We start from the raw sequence: 15,633 nt of genomic DNA on the forward strand, positions 1-15,633 counted from the left end.
GGGGCATCCCGGCCGCGCCCGGACCCGCTCAGTAACTGGGGAGGGTCCGCGGCCCGAGATCGCCGCGGGCGGGCGGATGCGCGACGCGGACGGTGGCGCTGAGCACGGAGAGGCCCTCGGGGGCGACCACCACGGGCTCCAGGGAGACCCCGATCACCTCCGGGTGGTCGTCCACCAGCCGGGACAGCCGCAGGAGCAGCTCCTCCAGGGCGGCCGTGTCGACGGGGTCGCTGCCGCGCCAGCCGAAGAGGAGGGGTGCGGCGCGGATGGACCGGATCAGTCCGGCGGCGTCCCGGTCGGTGGCGGGGACCAGGCGGTGGGCGGTGTCCCCGAGCAGCTCGGAGGCGACGCCGGCGAGTCCGAAGGAGAGGACGGCGCCGGCGGCCGGGTCGATGACGGAGCGGACGACCGTGTCGACCCCGCGGGGCACCATCGACTGGACCACCGGCTGGAGCTCCGCCGGCTTCCCGAGCAGCGCGGTGAGCTCCTCGTACGAGCGTCTCAGCTCGGCCTCGTTCCTGAGGTCGAGCCGTACGCCGCCCAGGTCCGCCCGGTGGCGCAGGTGCGGGGCGGTGGTCTTGAGGGCGACCGGGTAGCCGAGGATCCCGGCGGCGCGGACCGCCGCGTCGGGGCTGGGCGCGGGCAGGGCGGGCAGGACCCGGACCCCGTACCGGCCGAGCAGCTCGCGGGCGTCCCACTCGGCCAGGGTGTGCACGGCTCCGCCGTCGACGTCGGCCAGCAGGGCGGCCAGCTGGGCGGCGGCGCCGGGCTCGTCGATGTCCTCGTACTCGGGCACGTGGCCGGCCTCGGCGTTGGCCCGCCGCCACTGCCCGTACCGGACGGCCTCGGCCAGCGCCTTGACGGCCCGCTCCGCTGCGGGATAGCTCGGGATCCTGCTGCCGGGAGCCGGGGCGTGGGGGGCGGACGGCGCGGGGAGGCCCCCCGGCGCCGCGCCCGGCACGTCGGGTGCGTACGGCCCGTGCGGCACGTCCGGGGCGTGCGGGGCGTGCGGGGCGTGCCGCCCGTCCGGCGCCTGCGGGCCCGGGCCCGGGCCCGGGGCGGAGCCCGAGGGGCTCGGCGGAGCGGCCAGCGCCTCGGCCAGTTCGACGAGTTCCACGTGGACGACCGCCACCGGCTTGCCGGGATGCCCGGCCACCGCGGAGCGCAGCGCGCGGGCGAGGTCTTCCGCCGGCGCCTGCTCGTTCACCCACGGGATCGCGGTGACGACGACCGCGTCGTTGGCGTCGGAGGCCAGCGCCGCGGCCAGCGCCGTACGGAAGTCCTCGGGCGAGGCCGCGGTGGTCAGGTCGAGCGGCGGCAGCGGGCGCAGGCCCTGGGTCAGGCAGGCGTCGTAGGTGAGGACCCCGAGGGACTCGGAGTTCCCGAGGACCGCGATGCGCGGTCCGGCGGGCAGCGGCTGCGAGGCCAGCAGCAGGCCGACGTCCACCAGCTCCGTCACCGTGTCGACCCGGATCACGCCCGCCTGCCGCAGCAGGGCGGAGACGGTGGCCTCGGGCAGCCGGGTGCCCGGGACCACGTGCCCGGCGGGGGTGTGGCGGCCGCCCTTGGCCACGACCACCGGCTTGACGGCGGCCGTCCGGCGGGCGAGGCGGGTGAACTTGCGCGGGTTGCCGAGGGTTTCCAGGTAGAGCAGGGCGACGTCGGTCGCCTCGTCGTCGTACCAGTACTGGAGGATGTCGTTGCCGGAGACGTCGGCGCGGTTCCCGGCGGAGACGAAGGAGGACAGCCCCTCCCCGCGGCGCAGCAGGGCGGAGAGCAGGGCGATGCCGATCGCCCCGGACTGCGTGAACAGCCCGGTCCGGCCGCGCATCGGCATCGGGGCGGGCGTCAGCGAGGCGTTGAGCTCCACCTCCGGCGCGGTGTTGATCACCCCGAAGGCGTTGGGCCCGATCAGGCGCATCCCGTACGAGCGCACCTGCCTCACGAGTTCGCGCTGGCGGGCGAGTCCGGCCGGGCCGCTCTCCCCGTATCCGGCGGACAGCACCACGAGCCCCTGGACGCCGTGGTCGCCGCAGGCCGCCACGGCCTCGGGGACCCGGTCGGCCGGGACGGCGATCACCGCGAGGTCGACGGGTGCGCCGATGGCGTCGACGGTGCGGTAGGCCCGGACGCCGTCGAGCAGGTCACGGGTGACCTCCTCGTTGACCGCGTAGAGGTGGCCGTGGAAGCCGCTGTCGCGCAGGGTGCGCAGGGCGGCGGCGCCGACGCCGCCGCCGGAGCGGCTGACTCCGATCACGGCGACCGAGCCGGGGGCGAGCAGCCGCTGCACCGAGCGGGCTTCGGCACGCTGTTCGCGGGCGCGCTGCACGGCGAGGGACTCGGCGGTGGGCTCGAGGTCGAGGGTGAGGTGGACGGAGCCGTCCTCGAAACTGCGCTTCTGCTGGTAGCCGACGTCCGTGAACACCTTGATCATTTTGGTGTTGGCGGGCAGCACCTCGGCGGCGAACCGGCGGATGCCCCGCTCCCGGGCCACCGCGCCGATGTGTTCGAGGAGGGCGGAGGCCACCCCGCGGCCCTGGTGGGCGTCCTGGACCAGGAAGGCGACCTCGGCCTCGTCGGCGGGGCCGGAGGCGGGCCGCCCGTCGGCGCCGATGCGGTCGTAGCGGACGGTGCCGATGAACTCCCCGCCGATGGTCGCCGCGAGGCCGACCCGGTCCACGTAGTCGTGGTGCGTGAACCGGTGCACGTCCCGGTCGGAGAGCCGGGGGTAGGGGGCGAAGAAGCGGTAGTACTTGGACTCGTCGGAGACCTGCTCGTAGAAGCTGACCAGCCGGCCGGCGTCGTCGGGGGTGATCGGCCTGATCCGGGCGGTGCCGCCGTCGCGCAGGACGACGTCCGCCTCCCAGTGGGCCGGGTACGAGGGGTCCGACTCGGTGGTCATGGGCCTACCTTACGGCCGGAAACCGCCTGGCAGCGTGCGCGCGGCGCATCAGGCACACGGGGGCAAAACGGTGCAAGCTGGGGAAGGTCGAACGGCGGAGGATTCGGGCCTAAGGTCGTTCCGAGCATTCCGGGCGTCGTGAGAGACTGGTCTAGACAACCGTAAGAACCTGAAGGGCATCACCATGGCAGAGCGCCGCGTCAACGTCGGCTGGGCCGAGGGCCTGCACGCTCGTCCCGCCTCGATCTTCGTCCGTGCGACGACCGCTTCCGGCGTCCCGGTGACCATCGCCAAGGCCGGCGGCGACCCCGTCAACGCCGCTTCCATGCTGGCGGTCCTGGGCCTCGGCGCCCAGGGCGGCGAGGAGATCGTCCTCGCGTCCGACGCCGACGGCGCCGAGGCGGCACTCGACCGCCTCGCGAAGCTGGTCGCCGAGGGTCTCGAGGAGCTCCCCGAGACCGTCTGACCCTTCGGGTTCGACACCCCGTCGCCCCGCACGACCGGAAACGGCCCACACGGCCCGCCCGGTCCGCACGCGGAAGCCGCGGCCCCGCCATCCGGGGGCCGCGGCTTCCGCGTTCACGCAGGGGAATTCGACGCCGCGCCGCATGAATTCGGCGCACCGAATTCACGCCACCCCGAATTCCGGCAGTGGCGCACGAATACCGCTCCTTTGTATATACGGCCCCTGTTAATGACGGCCGCTCGACATGTTTACGGCAGGTTGCGAACTGCTCACGGCCGCCCGCACCCGCGGCCGGTGCGCGCCCGCCGCCCGGTCGGCGTGGAGGGCCGCCAGCGTCCGCGCCCGCTCCGCGTCCCCGCGCGCCACCGCGTCCACGAGCGCCCCGTGCTCGGCCCAGGACTCCACCGGCCGCACCGGGGCCTCCACCACGTACATCCACGCGAGCTTGTGCCGCATCTGCGTCAGCAGCGCGATCAGGCCCGGGCTCCCGGAGGCCTGCGCGAGGGTCTCGTGGAACCAGCCGCCGAGTGAGCGCAGATCCTCGCCCTGGCCCCGCCTGGCCCGCTCCTGACCCAGCCTGACCAGGCCGCGCAGCACCTTGAGGTGGGCCTCGGTGCGCCGCCGGGCCGCGCGGGCGGCCGCCAGGGGCTCCAGCAGCATTCGCAGCTCGAGGAGGTCGGCCGCCTCCTGCTCGGTCGGCTCGGCCACACAGGCGCCCGCGTGCCGCCGCGTGGTCACGAAGCCCTCCGACTCCAGGGTCCGCAGCGCCTCGCGCACGGGGACCCGCGAGACTCCGTACCGGCGGGCCAGCACTTCCTCGGTCAGCCTGCCGCCCGGCTCGAAGACCCCGGAGACGATGTCGTCGCGGATCGCTGTGCATACCGCGTGCGCGGGAATACGCAAGACCGGACCTCCGCTATTTCCGATTCGACCGCCACCCGGCTGCCACGCCGGCCGCGCCCGCTGCCGCGCATATCCGAGACATGCCGGCGCGTGCTGCGACTCTATTGCAACACACGATGATTTCCGAGAGCGTCCGGAAATGACAATTGCGTATCCGGCGCAGCAGCACGAAGGCCCCGGCTCGGGGAGCCGGGGCCTTCGGTGAAGCGGTGGGGTGCGGGTCAGAGGCTGACGCCGTGCGAGCGCAGGTACGCGATCGGGTCGATGTCCGAACCGTAGTCGGCACCCGTGCGGGCCTCGAAGTGCAGGTGCGGGCCGCTGGAGTTGCCCGTGGAGCCCGAGAGGCCGATCTGCTGGCCGGGGGTGACCTGCTGGCCGACGGAGACGCTCAGCGAGGACATGTGCCCGTACTGGGTGTACGTACCGTCGTTGTGCTTGATCACGACGTTGTTGCCGTACGCGCCGCCCCAGCCGGCCTCGACCACGACACCGACGCCCACCGCGCGGACGGTGCTGCCGGAGGCGGCGTGGAAGTCGATGCCGGTGTGGCTGCCGGAGGACCACATGCCGCCGCCCGCCTTGTACTGCGTGCTGACGTACGAGCCGTCGAGCGGGGAGACGAAGGTGTTGAGGCGCTTGCGCTCCTCCTCGCGGGCGGCGCGCTCGGCGGCCTCGCGCTCGGCCTTCGCCTTGGCCTCGGCGAGGCGCTTGGCCTCGGCGGCCCGCTGCTTGGCGTCGGCCTCGGCCTGCGCCTTGGCGGCGGCGTGCTCGGCGGCACGCTGCTGGGAGGCGGCCTGGTCCTCGATGTCACCCGCGAGGTCCTCGGAGACGACGACCGCGCCGAGCGCGTTGTCCGAGGTGGAGTGGTTGTTGCTGTTGTCCGCGGCGAAGGCCGGAGCGGCGAGGGAGCCGACGACACCAGTGGTGGCGAGGGCGGCTATGCCGGCGTAGCCGGCGGTCTTGCGGCTCAAACGGCTGGAACCACGGTGCTTACCGGCGGCACGACTGCCAAACGCCATGAAGGGGCTGATCCTTTCCTTCCCTCTCGCCTACCGGGTTAGCTGACGGGTTCGGAGCAGGAAGGTCTCCTACGGGCCTCCTCTTGCGAGGCGGTCCGATTCACCCCAGGGACTTATGTGGGTCCCCGGCTCCCCAGGCTCGCGCCTGACGGGGACTCGGCGATCGCTGTCCGGTGCCGCGGGTGCGGCGGGTACAACTGACGGACAGCACAGGTGACGCTAGGCGGATCATCAGTCAATCGCCAAACAGACGCGCCTTTTTGTTGCGTACGCCACACCACATAAAAGCAACCTCGCCACTAAACGGACAAAAGGCCCCCTGGCGGACATGTCCGCCAGGGGGCCTTGTCGTGCCGCCGCCGGGGTCAGTTGGTGACGACGCTCACGGCGCCGATCCCCAAGGCCCGCACCGGCTCCTCGATCTGCGCCGCGTCACCCACCAGCACGGTGACCAGCCGGTCCGCGGGGAAGGCGTTCACGACCGCCGAAGTCGCCTCCACCGTGCCGGTTTCGGCGAGCCGCGCGTACAACTGCGCCTGGTAGTCGTCCGGCAGCTCCTGCTCGACCTGGTCGGCCAGGGTGCCCGCGACCGAGGCGGCCGTCTCGAACTTGAGCGGGGCCACGCCCACCAAGTTCTGCACCGCCACGTCCCGTTCGGTGTCGGTCAGACCGCCCTCGGCGAGGGTGCGCAGCACCTTCCAGAGGTCCTCGAGCGCCGGGGCGGTGTTCGGGGTGTCCACCGAGCCGCTGATGGCGAGCATCGAGGCGCCCCGGCCGTCGGCGGTGGAGCGCAGCACCTGGCCGAAGGCGCGCACGCCGTACGTGTACCCCTTCTCCTCGCGCAGCACCTTGTCCAGGCGGGACGTCAGGGTGCCGCCCAGGCAGTACGTGCCGAGCACCTGCGCCGCCCAGACCCGGTCGTGCCGGTCCGGCCCGATCCGGCCGATGAGCAGCTGCGTCTGGACCGCGCCGGGCCGGTCCACGATGACCACGCGGCCGGTGTCGTCGGCGGTAACCGGCGGCACCGCAAGGGGCTCGGCGGAGTTGCCCGTCCACGCCCCCAGGGTGTCGGCGAGGACCTCGTCCAGGTCGATGCCGGTCAGGTCGCCGACGACCACCGCGGTGGCCGTGGCGGGGCGTACGTGGGCGTCATAGAAGGCGCGTACGGCCGCGGAGTCGATCCGGGCGACCGTCTCCTCGGTGCCCTGGCGCGGGCGGGACATGCGCAGGCCCGCCGGGAAGAGCTCCTTGGAGAGCTGCTTGGCGGCACGGCGCTGCGGGTTGGCCAGCTCGTGCGGGATCTCGTCGAGCCGGTTGCGCACCAGCCGGTCGACCTCGGCGTCGGCGAAGGCCGGCGCGCGCAGGGCCTCGGCGAGCAGGCCGAGCGCCTTGGGCAGCCGGGAGGCCGGGACCTCCAGCGAGACCCGCAGGCCCGGGTGGTCGGCGTGCGCGTCGAGGGTGGCGCCGCAGCGCTCCAGCTCGGCCGCGAACTCCTCGGCGGAGTGCTTGTCGGTGCCCTCGGACAGGGCGCGGGCCATGATGGTCGCCACGCCGTCCAGGCCCTCGGGCTCGGCGTCCAGCGGGGCGGCGAGGTTGACCTCGACCGCGATCACCTGCTGGCCCGGCCGGTGGCAGCGCAGCAGGGTCAGGCCGTTGGACAGCACCGAGCGGTCGGGGGCCGGGAAGGCCCACGGCTGCGGCTCGCCGGCCTGCGGGCGCGGGTGGAAGGTCATCGTGACGGCTGCGGTGTCGCTCACTGCTCCGCCCCCTCGTTCTCGTCGTCGTTCCCGGCGGACCCCTCGGAGCCGGCCAGCGGCTCGTAGACCAGCACCGCGCGGTTGTCCGGGCGCAGCCGCGCCGCGGCCACCGCCTGCACTTCCTCGGCGGTCACGGCCAGGACCCGCTGGACGGCGGTCAGGGCCAGCTGCGGGTCGCCGAAGAGCACCGCGAACCGGCACAGTTCGTCGGCCCGGCCCGCGACCGTGCTCAGCCGGTCCAGCCACTCGCGCTCGAGCTGTGCCTGGGCGCGCTCCATCTCCTCGGCCGTCGGGCCCTCGGCGGCGAACCGCGCGAGCTCCTCGTCCACGGCCGCCTCGATGTCGGGGACCTCGACCCCGCCGGAGGTCTTGACGTCCAGCCAGCCCAGCGAGGGCGCTCCGGCCAGGCGCAGCAGGCCGAAACCGGCGGCGACGGCCGTCTGGTCGCGGCGTACCAGGCGGTTGTGGAGCCGCGAGGACTCGCCGCCGCCGAGGACGGTCAGCGCCACGTCGGCGGCGTCGCACTCGCGGGTGCCGTCGTGCGGGAGCCGGTAGGCGGCCATCAGCGCGCGCGCCGGGACCTCCTCGACGATCTCCTCGCGCAGTTCGCGGCCGATGACCTCGGGCAGCGAACCGTCGCGGGGCGGCTGCTTGCCGTCGTGCGACGGGATGGTGCCGAAGTACTTCTCGACCCACGCGAGGGTGCGCTCGGGGTCGATGTCGCCGACGATCGACAGGACCGCGTTGTTGGGCGCGTAGTACGTGCGGAAGAAGGCGCGCGCGTCCTCGAGGGAGGCGGCGTCCAGATCGGCCATGGAGCCGATCGGGGTGTGGTGGTACGGGTGGCCCTCGGGGTAGGCGAGGGCGGTCAGCCGCTCGAAGGCGGTGCCGTAGGGGACGTTGTCGTACCGCTGGCGGCGCTCGTTCTTGACGACGTCGCGCTGGTTCTCCATGGACTCGTCGTCCAGGGCGGCCAGCAGCGAACCCATCCGGTCCGCCTCCAGCCACAGCGCGAGCTCCAGCTGGTGGGTCGGCATCGTCTCGAAGTAGTTGGTTCGTTCGAAGCTGGTGGTGCCGTTGAGGGATCCTCCAGCGCCCTGGACCAGCTCGAAGTGCCCGTTGCCCGGCACGTTCGCCGAGCCCTGGAACATGAGGTGCTCGAAGAGGTGAGCCAGGCCGGTACGCCCCTTGACTTCGTGACGCGAGCCGACGTCGTACCAGAGGCAGACCGCGGCGACCGGGGTCAGGTGGTCCTCGGACAGCACCACGCGCAGGCCGTTGGCCAGCCGGTGCTCGGTCGCTGTCAGGCCGCCGGAGCCGGCCTGGGCTGTGGCCGTGTGACCCATGGGCATGTGGTCCCTTCGATACGCGATGCAGAGATTTCCGTCAGACCTGCCACTGTATGCAAGCGCGACGGCGACCGGATAAGTTCCCGGGTCACCCCCTGGGGTCGGAGTCCGGGTTGTCGGTGCCTCGGGCCACAATGGTCCGCGTCAGACCCCCAGCACACCCATTCTTGGTTAAGGAGCCGCGCAGCGATGGCCCGCCGCAGCACGAAGACCCCGCCGCCGGAGGATTTCGAGGAGAAGATCCTCGACATCGACGTCGTCGACGAAATGCAGGGCTCCTTCCTCGAGTACGCGTACTCGGTGATCTACTCCCGTGCCCTGCCCGATGCCCGCGACGGCATGAAGCCGGTGCACCGCCGCATCGTGTACCAGATGAACGAGATGGGTCTGCGCCCCGACCGCGGCTACGTCAAGTGCGCCCGTGTCGTCGGCGAGGTCATGGGCAAGCTCCACCCGCACGGTGACGCGTCGATCTACGACGCCCTGGTGCGCATGGCCCAGCCCTTCTCCATGCGGCTGCCGCTGGTCGACGGCCACGGCAACTTCGGTTCGCTCGGCAACGACGACCCGCCGGCCGCGATGCGTTACACCGAGTGCAAGATGGCCGACGCCACGTCACTGATGACGGAGTCGATCGACGAGGACACCGTCGACTTCACCGCCAACTACGACGGCCAGGAGCGGGAGCCGGTAGCCCTGCCCGCCGCCTACCCGAACCTGCTGGTCAACGGCGCGTCCGGGATCGCGGTCGGCATGGCCACCAACATGCCCCCGCACAACCTCGGCGAGGTCATCGCGGCCGCCCGCCACCTGATCCGTTACCCGCACGCGGACCTGGAGGCGCTGATGCGCTTCGTGCCGGGCCCCGACCTGCCCACGGGCGGCCGGATCGTCGGGCTCTCGGGCATCAAGGACGCGTACGAGAACGGCCGCGGCACCTTCAAGATCCGCGCGACGGTGGCGGTGGAGAACGTCACGGCGCGCCGCAAGGGCCTGGTCGTCACGGAGCTGCCCTTCACGGTCGGCCCCGAGAAGGTCATCGCGAAGATCAAGGACCTGGTCGGCTCCAAGAAGCTCCAGGGCATCGCGGACGTCAAGGACCTCACCGACCGCTCGCACGGCCTCCGCCTGGTCATCGAGATCAAGAACGGCTTCCACCCGGAGGCCGTGCTCGAGCAGCTCTACAAGCTGACGCCGATGGAGGAGTCCTTCGGCATCAACAACGTGGCGCTGGTGGACGGGCAGCCGCTCACGCTCGGCCTCAAGGAGCTGCTGGAGGTCTACCTCGACCACCGCTTCGAGGTCGTCCGGCGGCGCAGCGAGTTCCGCCGCGGCAAGCGGCGCGACCGCCTGCACCTGGTCGAGGGCCTGCTGGTGGCGCTGCTCGACATCGACGAGGTCATCCGGCTCATCCGGGACAGCGACAACTCGGCGCAGGCGAAGGAACGCCTCATCGAGCGCTTCTCGCTGAGCGAGATCCAGACCCAGTACATCCTGGACACCCCGCTGCGCCGGCTCACCCGCTTCGACCGGATCGAGCTGGAGTCCGAGCGCGACCGGCTGACGGGCGAGATCGACGAGCTGACCGGGATCCTGGACTCCGACACCGAGCTGCGCAAGCTGGTCTCCGCGGAACTGGCGTCGGTCGCCAAGAAGTTCGGCACCGAGCGCCGTACGGTCCTGCTGGAGTCGGCCGGCACGGCGGTGGCGGCCGTCCCGCTGGAGGTCGCGGACGACCCCTGCCGCGTGCTGCTGTCCTCGACCGGCCTGCTGGCGCGGACCGCGAACGGCGATCCGCTGCCGGAGGAGGAGGGTGGCGGCCGGGCCAAGCACGACCTGATCGTCTCGCAGGTCGCGGCGACCGCCCGCGCCGACGTGGGCGCGGTCACCTCGTACGGGCGGCTGCTGCGGCTGTCGGTGATCGACCTGCCGCAGCTGCCCGACACGCACGCCGCGCCGAACCTGGCGGGCGGCGCCCCGGTCTCGGAGTTCCTCTCCGGTCTGGAGGCGGACGAGAAGCTGGTCTGCCTGACCTCGCTGGACGAGTCCTCGCAGGGCCTGGCGCTGGGCACCGAGCAGGGCGTGGTCAAGCGCGTCGTGCCGGACTACCCGGCCAACAAGGACGAGCTGGAGGTCATCACCCTCAAGGAGGGCGACCGGATCGTCGGCGCGGTCGAGCTGCGCACCGGCGAGGAGGACCTGGTCTTCCTCACCGACGACGCCCAGCTGCTGCGCTACCCGGCCTCGCAGGTGCGCCCGCAGGGCCGCCCGGCGGGCGGCATGGCGGGCGTCAAGCTCGCGGAGAACGCCAAGGTGATCCACTTCTCCGCCGTGGACCCGGCGCGGGACGCGATGGTGTTCACCGTCGCGGGCTCGCACGGGACGCTGGACGACTCGGTGCTGTCCGGGAAGCTGACCCCCTTCGACCAGTACCCGCGCAAGGGCCGCGCCACCGGCGGCGTGCGCTGCCAGCGGTTCCTCAAGGGCGAGGACGTACTGGTGCTGGCCTGGGCGGGCAACGCGCCGGTCCGGGCGGCCGCGGCGAACGGCACTCCGGCCGCGCTGCCGGCCGTGGACCCGCGCCGCGACGGCTCGGGGGCCGCGCTGCCCGCCACCGTGGCGGCGCTGGCCGGGGGCGCGCTGTAGGACGCGTGCCGCCCTTCGGGTGGTACGCCCGGCAGGGGACGTACCACCCGAAGGGCGACTAGTGTTTTCCCTCTTGGCACTGGCGGTGGGGCGGGGAGAACAGAGCTGATGAGTCGTCGCGCGGGCGGAGTGATCGGGGACTGGGCGGAGGCCCAGCGCCGGATGCAGCAGACGCAGCAGATCCAGCAGCGGCAGGCCGAGCGGCGGCTGCGGGAGCAGCGGGCCGCCGACCGGCAGTACCGCGAGGCGGAGGCCCGGCGGCGTACGGAGCGGATCGAGGCCGAAGTCGCCGCCCTGCAGGGCCTGCTGGCCGCGGGATGCCGGGCACCGGCGTTCCGGATGGCCGGGCTGGTCCGGTCCGAGCAGCTCGAACCCTTCGCCCCGGGCACCCTGGCGCATCCCGTGCCGATGCCGGAGCTGCACCAGTTCCAGCAGCAGAGCGCGGGCTGGACGCTCGGCTCGAACCGGCGGGCGCAGGCCGAGCGCGAGGCGCACGCCCGGTACACGCGGGCCTGGCAGGCCGCGCACGCCGCGGAGGCGCAGCGGCTGCAGCAGTTGGCCGCGTACCGGCAGCAGTACGACCGCTGGGCGGCGGACCAGCTGGCCGCGATCCGCGCGCACAACTCGGGGCTCACCGCGCTGGCCGGGTCGCTGCGGGCCGGCGAAGCCGACGTCGTGGTGGAGTACTTCTCGGCCGCCCTGTACGCCTCCACGGCCTGGCCCGGGCAGTTGCCGAGGCAGGTGGCGGCGGCGTACGACCCGGGGGCCCGCCAGCTGGTGCTGGACTGGGAGCTGCCGGGGTACGCGGTGGTGCCCGAGGCCAAGTCGGTGCGGTACGTGCAGAGCACGGGCCAGGACAAGGAGACCGCCCGCCCGGTCGGGCAGCGGCGGGCCCTGTACCGGGACCTGCTGGCGCAGTGCGTCCTGCTGGTGGTGCACGAGCTGTACGCGGCGGACGAGTTCGGCGTCCTGGACTCCGTGGTGGTCAACGGCTTCGTGGACGCCCACGATCCGGTGACGGGCCGGGAGGCACAGCTCGTGCTCGCCACCCTGTCGGCGGCCCGGTCCGCCTTCGAAGGGCTGCGGCTGGAGCAGGTCAGCGCGGTGGACTGCCTGGTGGAGGGCTTGCGGGGGCAGTTGTCGGCGCGGCCCGACCAGCTGACCGCGGTACGTCCAGGGCGCCGGCCCGACGAGGTCGGCGGCGGGGTCGTCAGCCACGGCGGGCACGCGGGCGGCGGGCAGGACGAGCCCGACCTGTTCGAGATGGACCCGATCGCCTTCGAGAACCTGGTGGCCGAGCTCTTCCGGGCGATGGGCATGGAGGCGCTGACCACCCAGCGGTCGGGCGACGGCGGGGTGGACATCGAGGCGAACGACCCGTCCCCGATCACGGGCGGGCGGATCGTGGTGCAGGTCAAGCGCTACCGGAACACGGTGTCGCCCACGGCGGTACGCGACCTGTACGGCACGGTCCAGGACAAGGGGGCGAACAAGGGGGTGCTGGTCACCACCGCGTCCTTCGGGCCGGGGTCGTACACCTTTGCCAACGGCAAGCCGCTGGAGTTGGTTCCCGGGGACAAGCTCGTGGAGCTGCTGCACCAGTACGGGCTGCGCGGCCGCCTCGGCGGCGGCCCGGCGGGCATCCCCGCGCAGCGGGCCCCCGAGCCCGCCCCTTCCCCGGAGCACAACGTGCTCGGCATGTCGTGGTCGGGTGCGGTCGCCCTCGACGTGTGCGCACTGGTCTGCACCGGCAGCCGGGTGCTGAGCGAGGACCACTTCGTCTTCTTCAACAACCCGGGGACGCCGGACGGCTCGGTGCGCGCCCGCGCCCACACGGCGCCCGACAAGGCCGCGCTGGAGGTCACCTTCGAGGCCCTGCCCCGCGAGGCCGACCGGCTGGTCCTGGTGGCCGCGATCGACCCGGAGGCCGATCCGCACGCCGACCTGGCCGGCTTCACCGACGCCCGGATCCGGCTCCTCGACGCGGCGGGCGCGGAGGCCGGACAGCTGGAGGTCTCGGACGGCAGGGCCGGCGAGACCGCGCTCGTCCTCGGTTCCTTCCGGCGCCGGGCCAACGGCGACTGGGACTTCGTGATCGGCGGCAAGGGCTACCGGGGCGGGCTGGAGGACCTGCTGCGCGAGTACGGGGTCGAGGTCGCCTAGCCCCCGGGCTCGGGCTCGTCCTCGAAGTCGGGCTCGAAGTCGGGCTCGGACTCGGGCTCGGCCTGGCGCTCGGACTCGGCCTGGCGCTCGGATTCCCGCTCGGCCTGGCTCGGGTCCACGGCCTGCGCCCCGGCCCCGGCCGTTCCGGGCTCCGGCTGCGCGGGCCGCGCCGGCTGGGCCACGTACCGCAGCACCCCCCACATGCTCTCGGGGCCGAGCTCGTGCGGCGCCTCCTCGCGACAGGCCCCGAGCTCGCGCAGCAGGCCCGGGCCGTCGGTGCCCGAGCCGATCAGGACCAGCTGCGAGCTCCGGGGTTCGCCCCGCCCCCAGGGCTGCGGGGCGAAGCGGAGGAACCGGCCCACCGCGTGGACCTCGTACTTCTCCTCGTGGCCGGGGACGCCGAAGTGGACGAAGCCCTTGATCCGGTACAGCCCGGCGGGGCGGCGGTCGAGGAAGTCGATGAACCGGCGCGGGGAGAGGGCCTGCTCGGAGACGAACTCGACGCTCTCGTACGCCGCATGGGCGTGCCCGCTGTGGTCGTGGTCGTGGTCCTCGGCCTCCGCGAGCAGGTCCTCGAAGGAGAGCTGTCCGCGGGTCTCGGTCCACGGCCGCCGGTCGAAGAGCAGCTCCGGGTCGATCCGCCCGTGGTCGGCGCCGACGACCGGGATGCCCGGCGCGCACAGGGTGGCCAGCAGGCCCTCGATGCGGGCCCGCTCCGCGGCGTCCACCCGATCGGTCTTGTTGAGTACGACCAGGTCCGCGACGGCGAGGTGCCGGTCGGTCTCCGGGTGCCGGGACCGGGTCGCGTCGAACTCCGCCGCGTCCACGACCTCCACCATCCCGCCGTAGCGGACGGCGGGATTCTCGCTGGCCACGAGCATCCTGATCATCTCCTGGGGCTCGGCCAGCCCGCTCGCCTCGATGACGATCACGTCGATGCGGTGCACGGGGGCGGCGAGCTTGTCCAGGTACGCGTCGAGCTCGCTGCCGTCGACGGCGCAGCACAGGCAGCCGCCGCCGAGGGAGACCATCGAGTCCCCGACCTGGCCGGCCACCGACATGGCGTCGATCTCGATCGACCCGAAGTCGTTGACGACGACCCCGATCCGGGTGCCGGCCCGGTGGGCGAGGAGGTGGTTGAGCACGGTGGTCTTGCCGGATCCGAGGAATCCGGCGAGGACGACGACGGGGATGGGCTGCCTGCTGTTCACCCGGTCGATCGTAGTCAGCCCAGCGCGGGCACCGGCTGCGGCGGGGTGGGCCCGGTGTACCGGGCGGCCGGACGGATGATCTTGGAGTCGGTGGCCTGTTCCAGGATGTTGGCGCTCCAGCCCACCACGCGGGCCGCGCAGAAGGTGGGGGTGAACATCTCGCGCGGGAGCCCGCACAGTTCCATGACCACGCCCGCGTAGAACTCCACGTTGGTGTGCAGTTCCCGGCTCGGCTTGAGCTCGGCGAGGATCTCCTCGACCTGGCGCTCGACTTCGACCGCGAAGTCCACCAGGGGGCCGCCGAACCCGCGGGCGATGTCCCGCAGCATGCGCGAGCGGGGGTCCTCGGTGCGGTAGACGGGGTGGCCGAAGCCCATGATCCGCTCCCCCGCCAGGACCCGCCCGCGGATCCACGGGCCGATCCGGTCCGCGGTGCCGATGGCGTCCAGCGTGTCCAGGGCCCGGCTCGGGGCGCCGCCGTGCAGCGGGCCGGAGAGCGCCCCGATCGCGCCGGTCAGGCAGCCCGCGACGTCGGCGCCGGTGGAGGCGATCACACGGGCGGTGAAGGTGGAGGCGTTGAACCCGTGGTCGATGGTGGAGATCAGGTACCGCTCTATCGCGCGGGCCTTGACCGGGTCGGGCTCCTGCCCGGTCAGCATGTAGAGGTAGTTGGCGGCGTAGGGGAGGTCCTCGCGCGGTTCCACCGGCTCCAGCCCCTGCCCCAGCCGGTGCAGGGCGGTGAGCAGGGTCGGTACGGCGGCGCAGGCGGCCAGGGCGTCGGCGGCCCGGCGCTCCGGGCCGAGGTCGTAGACCGGCCGGAATCCGGCGGACGCGCCGAGCAGCGAGAGCGCGGTGCGCAGACCGGCGAGGGGTCCGGAGAGTGCGCAAGCCCGGGCGAGGGCGGGGAGGGCGTCCCGCACCCCGGCGGGCAGCCGGCGCAGCGGGGCGGTCTCCGCGGCGAAGGCGGCACGGGCGGCGGCGTCCACGGGCAGGGTTCCGCGGAACATCAGGTGCCACACGTCCTCGAAGCTGCGGCTCTCGGCGAGCTCGACGGCCGAGTACTGGCGGTAGTGGTAGAAGCCCTCACGGCCCCGGACGTCACCGAGTTCGGTCTCGGTGACCACGACTCCCGCGAGACCGCGGGGCACTGCGGTGGTGGTGTTCATGCATCGACCATCGATGATTGATGGAATCGTTGTCAATATTGATTGAATCAA

At 73.0% G+C, this 15,633-nt stretch carries 10 protein-coding genes and 1 riboswitch; of the genes, 3 read left to right on the plus strand and 7 right to left on the minus strand.

The genetic code is table 11. The features are described 5' to 3' along the window. Positions 1-28: 28 nt before the first annotated feature. Entirely contained in the window at positions 29-2,902 is a 2,874-nt protein-coding gene (locus tag AB0D66_RS01050) for a GNAT family N-acetyltransferase (RefSeq protein ID WP_362294671.1), read from the minus strand. Between the two features lie 184 nt (positions 2,903-3,086). Between AB0D66_RS01050 and AB0D66_RS01055 the strand changes: the two genes are divergently transcribed. Further along, positions 3,087-3,368 carry an HPr family phosphocarrier protein gene (locus AB0D66_RS01055; RefSeq protein WP_069922293.1) on the plus strand — a complete coding sequence of 94 codons (282 nt, stop codon included), beginning with the start codon at positions 3,087-3,089 and terminating at the stop codon, positions 3,366-3,368. A gap of 225 nt (positions 3,369-3,593) precedes the next feature. Here AB0D66_RS01055 and AB0D66_RS01060 read toward each other — a convergent pair whose 3' ends face one another. From AB0D66_RS01060 to AB0D66_RS01075, 4 genes are all read right to left on the minus strand, one after another. Continuing rightward, positions 3,594-4,271, minus strand: coding sequence for a GntR family transcriptional regulator (locus AB0D66_RS01060; RefSeq protein WP_362294674.1), 678 nt, complete (start codon positions 4,269-4,271; stop codon positions 3,594-3,596). A gap of 221 nt (positions 4,272-4,492) precedes the next feature. Next, entirely contained in the window at positions 4,493-5,290 is a 798-nt protein-coding gene (locus tag AB0D66_RS01065; RefSeq protein ID WP_362294677.1) for a M23 family metallopeptidase, read from the minus strand. 12 nt (positions 5,291-5,302) lie between these two features. Continuing rightward, positions 5,303-5,462, minus strand: a riboswitch (cyclic di-AMP (ydaO/yuaA leader). A gap of 193 nt (positions 5,463-5,655) precedes the next feature. Beyond that, the gene (locus AB0D66_RS01070) at positions 5,656-7,023 is read right to left on the minus strand and encodes a pitrilysin family protein (RefSeq protein ID WP_362294943.1); all 1,368 of its coding nucleotides are present in this window, start codon (positions 7,021-7,023) and stop codon (positions 5,656-5,658) included. A gap of 20 nt (positions 7,024-7,043) precedes the next feature. Next, positions 7,044-8,393, minus strand: coding sequence for a pitrilysin family protein (locus AB0D66_RS01075; RefSeq protein ID WP_362294679.1), 1,350 nt, complete (start codon positions 8,391-8,393; stop codon positions 7,044-7,046). Positions 8,394-8,585: 192 nt separating this feature from the next. Between AB0D66_RS01075 and AB0D66_RS01080 the strand changes: the two genes are divergently transcribed. Beyond that, positions 8,586-11,042, plus strand: a complete 2,457-nt coding sequence (locus AB0D66_RS01080; RefSeq protein ID WP_362294682.1) for a DNA topoisomerase IV subunit A — start codon at positions 8,586-8,588, stop codon at positions 11,040-11,042. A gap of 108 nt (positions 11,043-11,150) precedes the next feature. After that, positions 11,151-13,205: a restriction endonuclease gene (locus AB0D66_RS01085; protein ID WP_362294685.1), complete on the plus strand. Its 2,055-nt coding sequence runs from the start codon at positions 11,151-11,153 to the stop codon at positions 13,203-13,205. On the opposite strand, the gene AB0D66_RS01090 is transcribed toward AB0D66_RS01085, so the two are convergent. Beyond that, positions 13,202-14,416: a GTP-binding protein gene (locus tag AB0D66_RS01090; RefSeq protein ID WP_362294688.1), complete on the minus strand. Its 1,215-nt coding sequence runs from the start codon at positions 14,414-14,416 to the stop codon at positions 13,202-13,204. The two genes, AB0D66_RS01085 and AB0D66_RS01090, sit on opposite strands and share 4 nt — an antisense overlap. A 14-nt stretch (positions 14,417-14,430) precedes the next feature. After that, positions 14,431-15,582: a citrate synthase/methylcitrate synthase gene (locus AB0D66_RS01095; protein WP_362294691.1), complete on the minus strand. Its 1,152-nt coding sequence runs from the start codon at positions 15,580-15,582 to the stop codon at positions 14,431-14,433. Positions 15,583-15,633: the final 51 nt, after the last annotated feature.

Origin of the sequence: Streptomyces sp. NPDC048270 (assembly GCF_040652335.1) — a bacterium.
In the GTDB taxonomy this organism is placed as follows: domain Bacteria; phylum Actinomycetota; class Actinomycetes; order Streptomycetales; family Streptomycetaceae; genus Streptomyces.

Coding starts and splice junctions, on each gene's coding strand:
- AB0D66_RS01050 (WP_362294671.1), bottom strand. CDS start 2,902: ATGACCACCGAGTCGGACCCCTCGTACCCGGCCCACTGGGAGGCGGAC.
- AB0D66_RS01055 (WP_069922293.1), top strand. CDS start 3,087: ATGGCAGAGCGCCGCGTCAACGTCGGCTGGGCCGAGGGCCTGCACGCT.
- AB0D66_RS01065 (WP_362294677.1), bottom strand. CDS start 5,290: ATGGCGTTTGGCAGTCGTGCCGCCGGTAAGCACCGTGGTTCCAGCCGT.
- AB0D66_RS01070 (WP_362294943.1), bottom strand. CDS start 7,023: ATGACCTTCCACCCGCGCCCGCAGGCCGGCGAGCCGCAGCCGTGGGCC.
- AB0D66_RS01075 (WP_362294679.1), bottom strand. CDS start 8,393: ATGGGTCACACGGCCACAGCCCAGGCCGGCTCCGGCGGCCTGACAGCG.
- AB0D66_RS01080 (WP_362294682.1), top strand. CDS start 8,586: ATGGCCCGCCGCAGCACGAAGACCCCGCCGCCGGAGGATTTCGAGGAG.
- AB0D66_RS01085 (WP_362294685.1), top strand. CDS start 11,151: ATGAGTCGTCGCGCGGGCGGAGTGATCGGGGACTGGGCGGAGGCCCAG.
- AB0D66_RS01095 (WP_362294691.1), bottom strand. CDS start 15,582: ATGAACACCACCACCGCAGTGCCCCGCGGTCTCGCGGGAGTCGTGGTC.